Origin of the sequence: Komagataeibacter nataicola, from assembly GCF_003207795.1 — a bacterium.
Taxonomy (GTDB): Bacteria; Pseudomonadota; Alphaproteobacteria; order Acetobacterales; family Acetobacteraceae; genus Komagataeibacter; species Komagataeibacter nataicola.
Window position 1 is genome coordinate 17,807 of record NZ_NIRT01000013.1, and the last position, 15,067, is coordinate 32,873.

General features: G+C 41.7%; 13 protein-coding genes. 6 read left to right on the forward strand and 7 right to left on the reverse strand.

All coding sequences use genetic code 11. The features are described 5' to 3' along the window. Positions 1 to 17: 17 nt before the first annotated feature. Positions 18 to 656, reverse strand: coding sequence for a hypothetical protein (locus CDI09_RS17630; RefSeq protein WP_146220839.1), 639 nt, complete (start codon positions 654 to 656; stop codon positions 18 to 20). 1,117 nt (positions 657 to 1,773) lie between these two features. On the opposite strand from CDI09_RS17630, the gene CDI09_RS09055 reads away from it, so the two are divergent. From CDI09_RS09055 to CDI09_RS09065, 3 genes are read left to right on the forward strand one after another with little or no spacing between them, the layout of a single operon-like run. After that, complete coding sequence (locus CDI09_RS09055; RefSeq protein WP_146220840.1) at positions 1,774 to 2,271, forward strand: hypothetical protein; 498 nt, start codon at positions 1,774 to 1,776, stop codon at positions 2,269 to 2,271. Then, positions 2,271 to 2,831, forward strand: coding sequence for a hypothetical protein (locus CDI09_RS09060; protein ID WP_078528335.1), 561 nt, complete (start codon positions 2,271 to 2,273; stop codon positions 2,829 to 2,831). The genes CDI09_RS09055 and CDI09_RS09060 overlap by 1 nt, the downstream gene beginning before the upstream one ends. A 29-nt stretch (positions 2,832 to 2,860) precedes the next feature. Further along, complete coding sequence (locus CDI09_RS09065; RefSeq protein ID WP_078528450.1) at positions 2,861 to 3,277, forward strand: MucR family transcriptional regulator; 417 nt, start codon at positions 2,861 to 2,863, stop codon at positions 3,275 to 3,277. A 318-nt stretch (positions 3,278 to 3,595) separates the two neighbouring features. Here the strand turns inward: CDI09_RS09065 and CDI09_RS09070 are convergent, their stop codons facing one another. Genes CDI09_RS09070 through CDI09_RS09075 form a run of 3 tightly spaced genes read right to left on the reverse strand, consistent with a single transcriptional unit; the run spans position 3,596 to position 5,145 of the window. Then, entirely contained in the window at positions 3,596 to 4,087 is a 492-nt protein-coding gene (locus CDI09_RS09070; protein WP_078528332.1) for a hypothetical protein, read from the reverse strand. Between the two features lie 42 nt (positions 4,088 to 4,129). After that, complete coding sequence (locus CDI09_RS17635) at positions 4,130 to 4,816, reverse strand: hypothetical protein (RefSeq protein WP_146220841.1); 687 nt, start codon at positions 4,814 to 4,816, stop codon at positions 4,130 to 4,132. 2 nt (positions 4,817 to 4,818) lie between these two features. Continuing rightward, positions 4,819 to 5,145, reverse strand: coding sequence for a hypothetical protein (locus CDI09_RS09075; RefSeq protein ID WP_078528329.1), 327 nt, complete (start codon positions 5,143 to 5,145; stop codon positions 4,819 to 4,821). A gap of 151 nt (positions 5,146 to 5,296) precedes the next feature. On the opposite strand from CDI09_RS09075, the gene CDI09_RS09080 reads away from it, so the two are divergent. After that, a complete protein-coding gene (locus CDI09_RS09080; protein ID WP_078528326.1) occupies positions 5,297 to 6,076 on the forward strand; it encodes a D-alanyl-D-alanine carboxypeptidase family protein in 780 nt (259 codons plus the stop codon). On the opposite strand, the gene CDI09_RS09085 is transcribed toward CDI09_RS09080, so the two are convergent. From CDI09_RS09085 to CDI09_RS09095, 3 genes are all read right to left on the reverse strand, one after another. Next, a complete protein-coding gene (locus CDI09_RS09085; RefSeq protein WP_078528323.1) occupies positions 6,073 to 6,765 on the reverse strand; it encodes a hypothetical protein in 693 nt (230 codons plus the stop codon). The two genes, CDI09_RS09080 and CDI09_RS09085, sit on opposite strands and share 4 nt — an antisense overlap. A 119-nt stretch (positions 6,766 to 6,884) precedes the next feature. Continuing rightward, entirely contained in the window at positions 6,885 to 7,736 is an 852-nt protein-coding gene (locus CDI09_RS09090; protein ID WP_110571263.1) for a P-loop NTPase family protein, read from the reverse strand. A 79-nt stretch (positions 7,737 to 7,815) separates the two neighbouring features. After that, on the reverse strand, positions 7,816 to 8,523 hold the full coding sequence (locus CDI09_RS09095) for a hypothetical protein (protein ID WP_078528318.1): 708 nt from the start codon (positions 8,521 to 8,523) through the stop codon (positions 7,816 to 7,818). 1,159 nt (positions 8,524 to 9,682) lie between these two features. Between CDI09_RS09095 and CDI09_RS09100 the strand changes: the two genes are divergently transcribed. Beyond that, positions 9,683 to 9,988 carry a ribbon-helix-helix domain-containing protein gene (locus tag CDI09_RS09100; RefSeq protein ID WP_167370268.1) on the forward strand — a complete coding sequence of 102 codons (306 nt, stop codon included), beginning with the start codon at positions 9,683 to 9,685 and terminating at the stop codon, positions 9,986 to 9,988. A gap of 1 nt (position 9,989) precedes the next feature. Next, positions 9,990 to 13,298, forward strand: coding sequence for a MobF family relaxase (gene mobF, locus CDI09_RS09105; protein WP_078528314.1), 3,309 nt, complete (start codon positions 9,990 to 9,992; stop codon positions 13,296 to 13,298). Positions 13,299 to 15,067: the final 1,769 nt, after the last annotated feature.

A 15,067-nucleotide genomic window follows, 5' to 3' on the forward strand; every position in this document is an offset into this window, starting at 1 on the left:
ACTTTCATTATGGTGTATTAATTTATACTGATGCCTTCTGCTAGGATGCAATCAGGTTCAATATATCTTAATGCTGAATTTTCAGCATAGAATGGACCGTCAACATTCCACTTCCAGTCCGTTATCTTGGTGCCATTTTCGATGTCGACATATTCGAATGTGGTTCCAGGCGGTGCCTTCATGATGTCATCTTCACGAAGATACCAGATGCCGTCCTTTGTCCTTGCTACTGGAATTCCTTGTGGAATGTGGATGTGTGCCCATTTGTGCCGCCTGGCGTTCAATGCGTATGAACCAGCGTACCAGCCTGTATCATCACGTGCCATACAGAATGCTGGTTTCACACCAAGCCGTGGACGAAAACCAGGTGTCATATACAGGATATCAGTGACCTGCACTTTTTTGAACAACGGGGGCAAAGCCATTGTTAACAGGTCGATGTCTAATGCAGGAATGCCGACTGCAACCCGAATTTGATGAACCTGATACGTATGACGATGCACAAGGACAAGGAATATCCAGCGACCGTTCACTTCATATTCAAACTTAATCAGGTTTCTATCTTCGTAATCACGTCCCACATAAAACCATTCACCAACACCAAGTTGCAGAATAGACTTCTTTATAATTTCACCTTCATGATATTCAATCCTCATGTAACCTTCCCCCTATTTGCTATCAATCATAGGAACCAAGTTACCGGCTTAATTTCGTGAACTGAATATTATTGAAATACTGGATGCAAACACAGGGCGCTATCGCGCAATGTGGCAAAGCCACATCAAGCCCGGTGATGGTGTGTGTTAGCAGGATAGGATGATTTATTAAGTTTTCGTCTCATGCGCCATGCGGCGCTTTTGTCATCATTCACGCCGCAGGCGCTCAAGAAAATCCGATATCCAGGTTGCATCATCTGTAAACATTATCCCCCACGGGCTTAACGCGCGATAGCGCCCCCTTCCCTGTCATCATAAGGTAGAAATATTTATTGATTTTTTTGTTCGAAATACTTGCAACTATGCATAGGTATTTGATTAAATAGAATTATAAGGTTGTTTTGCAATTAAACAATCAAAATGTATTCATAAGGGGGGTAGGTCACATGTTGAAAAAGTTTCCAATTGTTCGTAGAATATCTATTTATATGATTATGGCAACATTCATTCTTTTTTTTAGTTCTTTTGTTTTTGGTATTGCCTTTAGAAGTGAACATGTTTTTGATAGAATTTTTCTAATGTCTCGATGCACAGCATTTCTTGCATTTATGTTGTCATCGTATGACCTTATTAAAACCTATATAAGCGATAGGAGTGAACAACAGAAAATTGCTAAAACCAAACAGATTGCGCCTGATGCCCCTAATACCGTCATCACACGCGACATCAACTCAGAACACGTATTCTTTCACTAATCCTTTCACCAATCTACACAACCCCCTTTGATATATTTTCTTAGGGGGCTTTTTTTGCCTGATATCAAAGAAACCCTACAGCCATATACGATATCTAATATATATGCCCTGGTAACATTCCATATGATATGATGTTTGGATGACAAGATATCATCAAATATGATGACTTTTTCAAAAAAACACCTTCTATAATGGTCATATATCATCATCTTTTATATTTTAGATACCAAAACACATAAATGGTTAAAAACGCATATATTCTTATTATATGGGATAATGTAATATTTTCATACTTTCCTTTTATTATGTTTATATCCCCGGTATCTTAATAAGTAGGTTGATTAAACATAGGAGGAAGGAACATGATTAAACGTATGATGTTAGTTATTGGTTTATCTTTGGGTGTGACACCGGCGTTTGCGCAGGATAGTTATCTGGATGACATAGCGAAGGTAGCATCTGGTGACAACCAATATGCTGAAAATGGTGATAGCACGGGCACGTATATGATGACGCCGCGTCAACTTGAAATTGCAGGTTTATTGAAACTGGATGAAAAATCACTTGGTAAAAATGGTGATGTTTGGTCATCTGCTACTTTTAAAGACAATCAATTTCAAATTAAGTCAAGGAAAGATTTTGAAGGCAACAAGAAAGCCCAGACCTATTACATGAAAAAATATATGGCTCAGGCTATGGATACATTCCCTGGTGGCAAACATGATGTGTCTGAGAAAAGACTTGCTGAATGTGTTTGGTATCTGGGTGATTACGGATGCAAGCGATTTCTTGATAAAGGGTCAACAGGCAACAAAAGTGTTGATGACCAGGTGACTTATTTTATAGGGGGGAATAAATAATGAAGTTAATTTATATGATACCATTTCTTGCATTGTGTGTGCCGCAGGCACATGCAATCACACCAGACCAGATAATAAATTATAAGGATGTGATTGAAGACAGGCGTGTCCATTCCGATTATGCAAAAGGCAATTTGTATAGTGTCGGAAAATATGGAATGACAACGGCTCAGTTGTCCGAAGTCGGCTTATTAAACACAGATATGAATTCTGGTGCTGAATGGAATGATGCCAAGGTGGTGGTGAAGTCGAACCAGTTTGGAATCACCGACCTGCAAAGTTTTTTGAAAAATGTGAACGCACAATCATATTATGCCGATAGATATTTGACGCTGGAGGCACACAAGATGTCACCTGATACATTCGAATACAATGTTATCACACCAAGGGAATATCGTGACATCTTCCCCCACGGTATCAAGTTGACACCTAACAGCATGGCTTTGTGCATCTGGAACCTTAACGGTCAAGTCTGTGAAAAGTTCATCAAGGAAGGAACCACAGGTGAAAAGCGAATAGATGCTTATATGCTATCGCAAATCCTACCATATCAGTTATAATGGATAAAATTGCTCACTGGAGAAGTATGATGGATGCTGACAAACTCGAAGTTATCAAATGTGTGACGGAAATTGTGGTTTCATACGTGTCAAAAAACACGTTGCCCGTTGAAGAAGTCCCGGCGTTCATCAACAAAGTTTATGACACACTGGAAATTGCAGGGGGTAACAAGAAGGATGAACCAAGCGTTCCGGCTCTTGTTCCCGCTGTTCCTATCAAGAAGTCCGTATTCCCCGATTACATCGTATGCCTGGAAGACGGCAAGAAATTAAAAATGCTGAAACGTCACCTGAACACAGCATATGGCATGACCCCAGAAGAATATCGGGCAAAATGGGGACTTCCTGAATCCTACCCAATGGTTGCGCCAGCATATTCCGAAAGGCGTACCAAACTCGCAAAAGAAATCGGGTTAGGACGTAGCATCAAAAAACAACAGGAATAACCTGATTTCAAAATCATCAAGGCGTGTTCATCATATTCGGTGGCACGCTTTTTTTTTGTATCCAATCATCAGGGCGCTATCGCGCAATGTGGCAAAGCCACATCAAGCCCGGTGATGATATGTGTTCCCATAAAAACAGGGTTTAAGAATTCGTCTCATGCGCCATGCGGCGCTTTTGTCATCATTTAGCCGCAGGCGCTCAAGGAAATCCGATATCCAGACCATGAATGACTGAAGACATTATTATCCACGGGCTTAACGCGCGATAGCGCCCCCTTCCCTGTCATCAGTCATCCAAATGGTTCACAGGAAACCAGGCTATCCCCTACCCTTCCTGTTTTTCTTGCGTATCTTGTTCGCTACCATTCGTGCCTTCCGGCGCTCTGATAATGGTAACGGTGAAGTCGGGAATGCCTCAGACATCAAGCCACCATATGTCAATTCACCGACCGGGGGCGTGCTGATGTCATGCAGGTCAATGACCTTGCCATCACGTTTTTCGATTTCATATGTCTTCAGTTCCATGGTGTCACGGTCCTGATACGATATGTTTAGAACTTCACGCCGTTTCGGATTGTTCGACTGGATGAATGTCAACCACGCCTCAACAATGATGAAAACACCCACAGCATTTTCAGCCTGACAAAGAAGATACAAAGCCTGTATCTCAGATTCCTTGTGTTCTGGTGTGGTATCCAAATCCACATAAAGAAGGTTGCCATTGTCTTTCACAATTATGGCAACCTGTGGATGATAACCATTGGTCTTTATGAACTCAATGGCGGTATCAGTTATCTTGTCTTTATCCATGCCGATACCTTATCAAAAAATAAAATCTAACGCAGCACTTAATCAATCGCTATCATACTTCACTTCCTTTTTCGGTAAAGCAAGCAAAGCACGCATGCCCGGTATGTCACAAAAAATAGATATCAAGAACCTGGTGACAATGAACAGAACACCACTACTGATTAATAAAAGCCACGGATTCCATGAACGCAACCATTCAGTCACAACAGGTATGATAGTTGCCGGACTGATTACAATATCCCTTCCATCAGGAACAGTCGGACGATTTAGAAAAACACGAAGGTCACAAGAAATCGAACCATCCGTTCTCGCCTGAACAAACCGACTACCAGAATGGCAATATGTCTCCAATGCACTTGATATGTTACCGTTCGCCATGACCTGTTGTAAAACTTCTGGTTGCGATTGTATCAAACTGGTCAAGTTAGTCACATCACCACTCGCCGTTGTGTATCCATACCGATAACCAAACCAGCAAGAAATCAATAACAAAATAGCCACAACAATCGACCACTTAACTATCATGTCACGCATCGATAACTTCATGGCACTATTTACAGCCGGTAGAATTTCACCATGAACACGTTCCGCTAATTCTTCACCAGTCGCCTTCTCAATGTCACTAACATGCGTAATCAATACACGCTCAACAGCCTTGACCGTATCACCAAATAAACCAACATTCTTATCAAGTTTGGTCATGGATGCTTTTAATTGTTTGTCATCCATGATTATTCACCCTCACCTGTTAAACATTTGCCCTTTCCATAATACGTCACATATTCACGCTTGATACCATTTCGCGCATCCCTGCGAATCTGATTGAAATACGTGTTGCGAATATATTTGTCCGATAATTCCTTGCCCGTTGTCTTGCTAATGACATCAGCAATTTCTTGCCACGTCATCCTTAAACGACGCATCCCCGTAATCCGGTCAAATAACTTGATAAATAATTCATTCGGAATCTTGTTCGGTGAAGTCTTGTCAACCCGGTCCCGCATTATCGTATCAATCTTGCTGATAATCACAGCATCATCTAAATGGTCTTTTGTCATATGATAACCCTCCATGTTCGTTAACTTCTTATCTAATGTTATCAGTAATATTTTATATATTTCAAATGTTTCATTTAATTCATTTGTTTATATTTAACATAACACCCGGTAACATCAGGGATGACGTTATGTTAACAAGGAGGAAAGGAAGATGTTGAAAAAGATATTGATGACGATAGCTGTGTGTGTTGTGTGTATGGTTCCAGCCAAGGCGAACAATAAAAGTTTTATGCTGATTTTAGGCAATCATGTGACTGAACATGTGAATGCAAACAAAAGGGTAGTTCTTGCATCATTAACAAAGATGATGACAATTGATATCGTATTAGGTGAATTACAGTCGGGGCATATACATGGAACAGACATGGTGACAATTTCACGCCATGCGTCATCAATGCCTAAGTCACATCTTGGACTTCGGGCTGGTTCAAAGATTTCAGTGAATGATGCAATCAAGGCGGTCACTGTTCATAGTTCAAATGACATCGCCGTGGCTCTTGCTGAATTCATATCAGGTAGTGAAGATGAATTCGTAAAAAGGATGAATCTTGCCGCACTATCATATGGCATGATGAACACGACATATTTTAATGCAACAGGTCTTCCAGGACTTCACCAGAACACATCCACAGATTGCGACCTCGTTCGTCTTTACGAACACATGCAATCATATGACCTGAAAGATTTTGGTTTGGAAGAATGGCACTATAGGGGTGAAACTTACGGGAACACAAATCACCTGATGTCCGTAAAAAGTCACCATATGGATTTTTCTAAAACAGGATATATAGATGCATCAGGTTATAACCTGGTGGCATCGGGCTTGCATCAAGGCGTCCGATACATCGTAGTTATTACAGGTTGCGGGTCATCCGCTGAACGTGACCAGATTGTATCCCGCAAACTGCATAAACTTGGTAGATTGTCTTAATCTACCTTCGGGGGCTTTAATCCAAAAATACTACGGGTAAACTTCCATTGACGAAGGATGTTAACAAGAAACCAAAGAAATAAGACACCTGCGGCACCAATGGCTATCAATGTATAAGGTGACATGGAATTCAAGAATTGTGAAAAGTCACCAGATGTATTGCCATTAACTGATGAACCAATCACATAACCAAACATGCCAATAGCCAATGACAAGATAACACAAAAACAAACAAGCAGGGCTATCTCAGTCCTGTTCTTCTGTTTGATTTTACTTTCAATTATGTTGTCCAGCCTCGGTCCAATCGAACGGGCGACACCTTCCGTAATCTTGTTGCAGTTTTCTTCATTGGCATTGTTTATGCCCTTGATGATTTCCATTGCATTTGAATTCAAGGCATCAACTATCTTGCCTGCACTATCAACAAATACCTTTATTTCCTTCTTCGCCTCTTCACGGGCGTCGGAAACAATCTGCTTTGATACACCACGCATCTCAGTAACAGATGTCTGCATCAATGATGTCAATTTAGATACAAGTTGCTCAGTTCGGAAATTGTTTAACATAATAACAACTTCCGGGTCATCAGGACTAATGTTTAATACACGTAAATGGTCCCATGCCTTCTTGATAGTTTCTTCATCAAGTTCAAGAACACCAGCAGTCTTTGAAAAAACAGTTTCTTCCATATTTAGTTACCTCCCCCTTTTTGTTACTCCCCTTATTAATAAGATATCATCTTAATAGAAAAGGGGGAACCAATCCCCCCTTCCCCTGATACGGTTTCCGTATCATCGATGCCATAAACTTAATTGACAAACTGTTTGCCAAGCAACCTATCACATCCAGATTTCTCAAGGTTTTCCAAAAACTTGTTCATGTAAACCTTGGCACCACTTTTCTCAGTAATGGTCAACAGGTCCGTAGTCTGCGCATCGGAAAAAGTGATGTTCTCACCTTCCATCTTCGCACGGGTTGCAGGCGACAATGACGGCATGAATACTTCCTTGCCACCAGCCTTAAAAAACGCCTTGCGACTGTTGCCACCGACTTCTTCACCAGTCTTCGTCTTGAAACCATACCAGTAAGGAAAATCCTTACCTTCACGACCATTCAACACAGTCACATATTCAGCACGATTGCCAAACAAATCCATGCAATCATTCACAGATGCAGTCGACGCCTGTCCCGCATCAATCACATTGACAATGATTAAGCGACGGTTCTGTTCACGGATTGCATCACACAAACCATCAACACCTTCACCTTCATCAACAATGTCCTTCAATATGTTCATGGTGCCACCAGCTAAGTCATGCAAAATGACATCAGGCTCAGTCTCAGCCAATGAATCCAAAAACATGTTGCGACCCGGCATGTCATCCGCATTCTTTGATTCACGAATGTCATAAAACGTGACACCACCATTCGGGTCACCATCATACGCAATGCCAAACGAACCTACGGCTCCGTCACCATCATAAAAGCCTGATTGAACATGCCATACATTACGCAATACATGCCCCAACGATGTGCAGAACCAGGACTTGCCAACACCACCCTTATTGGAATTGACCATAATAAATAACTTACGGTCATCCTTCTTCGCAGGCGTATCTAACATTCCAGCAGGAACACGGACCTTCTTTTGTTCACTCATATTATTCCCTCCTAAGTTGTTACCAGTATCTATTCCCTAAAACCTTGCCCCGATACCAAAAGACAAGGACATCAAAAACTTACAGCCTTCTACGGTCAAAACGCGCAGGACGGTTGCCCTTAACAATCTCACCCGCCTTCGGCTGATACGTCACCTTCTTATCTTCAGCCGTGACTTCATCAGGCGTCACTTCCCGTTCACCCGATTCCACCACTTCACCCGCGTCAACAGAATCACCTTCCACTTCAACAGATGATACACCATCACCAGTCAACACAGCATCAGCCACCACCTTGGCATCAACATCAGCAACCGGCGATTCATCAACTACCGGATTCAACACATCCTTGGCAAGACCCCCTGTTTCCGTGTCAACATTGTCAACATTAACGGAAGGAACGGGTGTGTTTTCGATAGGCTTTGGTGTTGCCTTTTGGCGCTTTGAAATCTTTTTTGGTTTTGCCACCGTGTTCGAAGTTTCTTCCTTTTCCCTGATGACCCTCAAGCCACGGGAATAGTAAACACGGAAAGTCTGTATCCCAATTTTAATTCCAAAGGATTCAGAATAATGCTGTGCAATCGTATCCCAGGAAATACCGCTTTCACGTAAAGCCGTCACCTCAAACGAAATATCAGGATACGTTAGCAACTCACGCAAAGATACAACACGGGGCTTATCGTTCGCCCTAAGCCTTTCAACCATGACCTCAAAATGCTTAGAATTCCCACGAACACTCTGAATTCTTTCACGAACACGCTGTATCTTTTCAAGATTAATCTTTTCCATTCCCTGTTACCTCCTCATGTTATATAAACGTCTTCAAACCATTAACGCTGATGCTACCGGATAAAACATTAAACGTTCAAGACATATTACAAAAAACGTTAAAAAAACATTACAGCAAACGTTACAGCAGACGTTACAGACACGTTAATAAGTCATATAAACAACGTTAAAACGACGTTAACACATTCGTATGAATGGCGTTACAAAAACGTTACAGCAAACGTTACAAAAACGTTACAGCAAACGTTACAAAGACGTTAACGCAGACATTAAGACCACGTTAAATAGACATTAATATGACGTTTACGGTTTCGTTAAAGACGTGTTAATTATGTGTTACAAACACGTTGCAACGGACGTTTAATTTACATTACAGATTTAATTTATAATCTGTTAACGTGCCGTTAAATGTATGTATCAGTTCCCGTTAATAATATGTTACGGTTTCCGTTAATGATACATTACGGGGGCGTTAATTATGTGTATATGTTTTCGTTAATATTCAGTTACAGATTACGTTAAATATATATTAACGATGACGTTTATTATTCGTTAAATAGACATTAATGAAGTGTTCAAAAGATATTAAAATAGGGTTCCGGGAGACCCGCTCCTGATGATTTCGGGTCTCAGGGGGTTCGTGTACCGTTCAATTTCGAATTGGTAGCAACTTTTTGGAAAGTTTGCAAAAGTAGTATTCAGTTATTGCTACAGAATAAAGGGAAAAATGGTGACGGTAAAATACCGGTAAATTGCCGGTAAAATACCGTAAAGTGAACAAAAAGTATTACATACAAGGTTATCGAACAAAGACCAATGCAAGCATTGTAGTTACATATTGTGTGTGTAGGGGGATTAAAAAAAATGTTATGACGCTACACTCACCTGCGATGGCTTCACTTTCTACAAGGTTTGTCTACTCCAAACCATACCAGATATCATGATATCTTCCATATTTCCTACACATCAATCACACGTTTTCCTTAGAAAACATTAGATTTCTTTTGTTTGCTATCGTTTTAACAGGGATGATAATATATTAGGTTATCGTGTTAATAAATGGCTGTTTTCCTTTGTATAAGTTTAGTTATCCGGTAGGTTAATAGATAGGTAACTAACTAAAGGGGGGATGATAACCATGAAAAGGAAACAGTGTAATGTGACATTGGATGCTGATGCGAAGGCTAAATTGGATGCGATGTCTACGAAGACGGGGCGTTCGCGTGGTGAATTAATTGATGACATGATTAACATGTATTGTGACCCGACTTCATTGATTAATGAAATGCGGGATGCGTTTGTTATGATGCGTCGCAATCAGGTTGAAACTAATAATAAGATATCGGTAATAGAAAGGTGGTGTGTTAACACGGATGACCGATATCGAAATGTAGGAAGTGTATTAGAAAAGATATCGAAGTATATAACGGTGGTATCAGCCTCCATAATTAAGGGGGGCAAATGATATGGTTATGACGGTATCGAGTGTAAGGAATATCAGTTATTATACTGATGCTTCTGAGTTAACTAAGAACACTGATTATGATGGCACGGGATATTATACGGACACTGGTGACGTAGATGAAACTGAAGGTGAATGGTTAGTCGCATCGGGTAGCCGGGTTACACAGACTGAAAAGCCGTGGGGTTTTCGGACTGGTGATTTGGTTGATAAGAATGTTTTTCAACTGTTAGCGGATGGACGTGACCCGACTGATAAGAAAGATTTGATGCAAACCAGGTTGAAGACTTCAACTCGCAAAAGTGCATATGACTTTCAGTTTTCAGTTCCTAAGTGTGTCAGTGTTATTCATGCGGCAAGTAGACTTGGCAATGTGAAGTATGGCAACAGGATGTTAGCGGATGTCATTGAAGACAAACGCAAGCAGGCTGTTCAGCGTGTATTAAATTACGTGATTGAAAAGCAGATGATTGTCACCAGGCGTGGTAAGGGTGGCAAGGAAATTGAAGTTCCTGATAAATATGCGTTTGCTTTGTTTCATCATTCCACGTCACGTGGTGGCGACCCGCATTTACATACGCATGCTGTTTTAGAAAACATCTGTTTGCGTTCGGACGGAACGACTGGAACGCTTGAGAACAAGAAGGTTTTGATTAACCAGAAGGCTATCAATGAAGTTTTCAACACGTATCTGTGTGAAGAACTTGGTGACCTGTTCAAGATACAGGCGCATTCAGAGGTTCCGAATTCTTTGGAGATTGAAGGTTTATCGGAAGACCTGTGCATGGCGTTTTCGTCACGCCGTCTGGATATCAAGAATCATCTTCAGGAATTAGGGTTATCGAAGGAACATGCACAGCTTGCAAGTTATGCGACCCGTAAGAAGAAAAGTGATGTCCCCTCAAAAAATGAATTGCTGGATGTATGGCAGGACAGATTCGGGGAACATGGCTACTACGATGGTTCGCGCCTGGTTGATGAATGTAGGCGTGTTCGTTCGGATGTGGATAACACGCATGCCAGGGTAGCCGATTACAAATATGAGCAGATGGAGCATTGCCGGACATTGGTTCGGAATGCGATTGCTGAACTGGAGGAAATGGAATCGGTTTTCACGGAAAGCAACATTGTTGAGGCTGTTTTCAGGAAACTGAAAGGGGAATGTTCGGTAGCTGAAGGCGAGGCATTAATCAGTGAACTGATGCAGTCAAAGGAATTGATTCCGGTAGGTCATGTCAATACGGGGCGTTTTGGTGGACCTGTTTTCGACAAGGACCAGATGACGGTAAACACGATTCCAGCCTACTCAACCATTCGCATGATATCGGCTGAAAAGGAATTGGTATCCCAGGCGATTGCTGTTCAGGGCAAGTGGCAAGGTGTTCCTGATGATGTGGTTGAACGGTTCATTGCAGAACGTCCTACGATGTCTCAGGAGCAGGCGGATATGGTACGTCATGCATGTAGACCTGATGGCGTATCTGTTGTGGAAGGTGCCGCAGGAACGGGTAAATCGTTCTCATTAAAAACGGGCACGGATGCCTTCAAGGAAATTGGTCTTGAAGTCTGGGTTCTTGCACCTTCGCATAAGGCTAAGGACGTTGTGCGTGCTGATACGGAAACGGATGAGAACAATGCGAAGGCTGTTCATGGTTTCCTGATGCGTATGAGACCAGACCATCCAGAACATATTGAGTTAACATCCAATTCCGTCATCATTGTTGACGAGGCAGGCATGGTCGGAACCAAGGACATGCGTTCCTTGATACAGCATGCAACCAGGGCAGGGGCCAAATTGGTTTTGGCTGGTGACACCAAGCAGTTACAGCCTGTGTCTGCCGGTAGCCCATTGAAGATACTTGCTACTGAAATTGGCACACAGACCATCACACAAATTCGTCGTCAGAAGGTTCAGTGGCAGGTTGAGGCATCCATGGACTTTTTTAAGCAGAATGGTGACGAGGCATTGCAGGCTTACATGGACCATGACCGTGTGAACATCATGGATGATGAAGATAGCGCGATGCAGGCTTTGGCTAAGACCTGGCGTGATGAACTGGAGCGCACGAAGGACACGAATCCGAATGCCCGTTTGATTGTGTCACGTTCCAACAAGGAAGTGGCATCTTTGAATGCGATTGTTCGTCAGCAGTATAAAGAACTTGGCTACATCAAGGAACCTGAAGTCACATTAAAGGCGTTCAACAGGGGCACGGCATCCAAGGTTGTTGATGCGACATACGGGGTAGGGGACCGAATAATCTTTGGTGAAACCGTCAAGCTGAAGAACGGTGATGATTCCGATTACACACCAGCCATCAACAATTCGGACATTGCGACCATCACCAAGATTGAACCCAACACATTCAACCCTGAGAACCCTCGTGTCACCATCATCATGGATAAGGACAAGGACGAAGGAAAGGAATTCACTTGCTATTGGTCTGACTTGGTTTCGGACCAAAACAAGAAGAAACCTGAGACTGATTTTCCAAAGATACAGCATGCTTACGCGGTTACGATTCATGCGTCACAGGGAACAACGGTCAATAATGCGTATGTCTACACAAGCACTAGCCTTGGCGCGGAAATGTTCTATGTGGCGATGACACGTCATAAGCAGGATTGCAATGTCTTCGTCAACGGGGCTGATTTCCAGCATCGCATCAATCAGCGTGGTGAACAGGACAACGAAATTCGTATCAGCAAAAATGCCATGGTTTTCGATACGGAAGAAGACACACCGGATAAAATTGATGACAAGTCTGTAAACAGGGAGGCTGTGTTCGGTGATATAAAAAGTGGCTCAATGATTTCCTGTGAAAAATCTAACGTCATCAACATGGTCAAGAAAGATGTAAAAAAAGACTACTTGGCAGATTTCATGATGATGCCATCGGATGCCAACAGGTTATCGGATGAACGTAAGGAAATGAAAAGGGCACCAGAAGATAACCAAAGTTTCCTTGGCAAACCCGTCAACATGAATGCAGGGAAAGACGATGACATCAGCATTATGTCTAAGACACGTTTGAATGAACGTGAACTGGTTCCATTGGATATCCGTGTCACTGAACAGCAGGTTACAGATGCATTGGATTCAATTCGGAAACACAGGTTGCAGATGAAACTTGATGACATAATGACGCAGGAAGATGATGACCTGGAACTGATTTTGGAAGAAAACCAAGAGCAGGAAGAAGAACAGGAAGAAGAATTGGAACACGTCATCGAGCGCATGGAAACACTCAGGGAACGGCTAAAAACCGACGATATTCCAGAAGATGAAATCACAACGACAATGGCAATTTAAGATGCTGTTAACGTCATTGTAACGCCCCTTGAACGTATGGAGATATGCCCCCGATATGTCTTGCATACGTTCTTTTTATATATATGACACGTTTTCCTAATCGTATTTCGGACATGCTTTCAACGTATCATATATGCCCCTTAGTCATCCTTTTAACGTTTATGTTCATACACAATGATTGTTTTTTGTATGTCTCATGAATTGATAATTTAACGTTCCATAAACATATTATGTATCGTTCTAAATATATTCCGTTAACGTTTCCCAAACATTCCTTGTATCGTTTCTATGATTTCAATGACATGTTTCATGTGACATACGGCAAACGATAACATGGCGTTACAGGCGCGTTAAAACCGTGTTCCGTTCTCGTTTCAGCGGACATATAAGACGTGTATGCATTACGTTGACGTTTCCATATTCGTGGCGTTCGTTTTTCGATAACGTAGCATTATATGTTTTGGTATGTGTTTCGTTAACTGAATGTGTATGGTGTTTATCGTCTGGTATGTCTTATTTGTTTATGTTCGTGTGTCAGCCATGTAACCACGTCGTTCATATAATATGTGTGGATTTGTTTTCGATGTGTATGGCGTGGCGTTTACGTCATGTCAGGTGAATGTATAATATGTGTTATCGGTCATATGCTGGAATATGTGTGGTCTGGATTTCGCATTCTGTTAATGCTGGATATCCATGACGTATAATTTTCAATTCCATCATATTTCTGGTTTCATATGGAAACCGTTTCCTATGAAATTATGAGACCGTTCACATGATGATTATTCATCTTGAAATGATGTCTAAGATGTCATTATGCATCACATCACGGAATGTTACAGGAAATTACCAAGGACGTTAAAAAGCCGTTACACGTGTGTTTCGCAAGCCGTTACACATGCATTCCGCAACTGTTAGAATTGTCATATAAAACAACAGTTTACACACGGTTTCAGGTTTACGTGTTGAACACGGTAACATGTTCAAAAACTGATTTTTTGGAAAAATGGACCCCGCCGGGGCATCATCAAGTCATCAAAAATTGGATGTTTCCCAAAACACCAAAATAACACATGTTGACTATTGTAATGTTTTCAGTAATTTATCAGTAATATTTACACAAACGTTGCCCGTTTGTCAATTCACCAAACTCGCTATAGGGATTCATTATAACCAGATTGCCGAATCTTCTCCATTTTATAGTTTTCATGAATTCAGATTCTTAATCGATTTCGAAAACAATATTTTCTTGTCTTATGGTGCTATCGCACTGTAGATGCAAAGCATCTACTAAAGCCCGGTGATAATAATGTCTTCATGCAGGGTAGGGGTTAGAATTCCTTGAGCGCCTGCGGCGTTGTTCGTCATCAAACACCCGAAGGGCTGAATCGATATCCTGTTCGCATCATCTGTAAACTATATTATATCACGGGCTTGATGTGGCAAAGCCACATAGCGCGATAGCGCCCCCTTCATCGTCATCAATCATCCGACAGGTAAACCAGGCGCCTCGTTGTCCAGGTCATCATCACAGCCTTGATGACACATCACCAGACCTCACAGGATGACCATACAGTCGCCTTCACCTGTTTACCCGTCACACACAGGCACCAGGTCATCATCAGCCATGGTCGGTTATCCTGATACGGTTTTAATGTCGTAGAAATCCACAGGATGACCATACAGTCGTTTTTATGTGTCTATGGTATCAAACTACCAATATGACACATTGATACCATTTCTATCATTTTATGAATGTCATCTTTTAA